General features: G+C 64.1%; 1 pseudogene. It reads right to left on the reverse strand.

Features of this window, described 5'->3' with window-relative positions:
- Positions 1-27: 27 nt before the first annotated feature.
- Positions 28-699 (reverse strand): annotated as a pseudogene (locus BMF89_RS21295) (IS256 family transposase); the annotation flags it as partial.
- Positions 700-760 lie beyond the last annotated feature (61 nt).

Below are 760 nucleotides of genomic sequence, written 5' to 3' on the forward strand. Positions count from 1 at the left end.
TCCGGCTGGTTTTCATTAGTCGCAGAATACCTGCAGCCAGAACCGTGCACCCTCGCCGCCGTCGCCGGCCCAGATCCCCAGAATCTCCCGCTCCCCGTTCACGGTGACGCCCATGACGACATAGAACGGGGTGTTGCGCACCTGCCCGTCACGGACCTTGACCACGATCGCGTCCACGAAGAGCACCGGATAGACCGGATCCAACGGCCGGGACGACCATTCGGCCAGTTCCCCGGCGACCTTCTCCGTGATGCGACTGACGGTGTCTTTGGAGACCTTGGCCCCGTAGACCTCCTCGAAGTGCGCGGCGATTTCCCCCGTGGTCAGCCCCCGGGCGGACAGTGAGAGGACGATCTGGTCGATCCCGTCCAAACGTCGTTTTCGCTTGGGCACGATCACCGGCTCGAACGATCCGTCCCGATCCCGGGGCACCTCAATCTCGACCGGTCCGATCTCGGTCAGCACGGTTTTTGACCTGGTGCCGTTGCGCATGTTGGCTGCGATCGGCGTCTGGCCATGCTCGTGCCCGAGGTGCTCGGTCAGTTCCGCTTCCAGGGCTGTCTCCAGCACGTTCCGCGTGAGCTGGTTCAGCAGCCCGCCCGGGCCCACCAGGCTCACGCCCTGCTCCTTGGCCTGCGCGAGCAACCGCTCCGCAAGCTCCTTCTGATCGATGATCTCTCCCGTCACAGGATCGATCATCACCCCTGTCATCTCGGTCGTGGACTCTGACAAGGCCGTCTCCTTTCGGATCAGGCCGGAC

The organism is Arthrobacter sp. SRS-W-1-2016 (assembly GCF_002009585.1).
GTDB classification, from domain to species: domain Bacteria; phylum Actinomycetota; class Actinomycetes; order Actinomycetales; family Micrococcaceae; genus Arthrobacter; species Arthrobacter bambusae_A.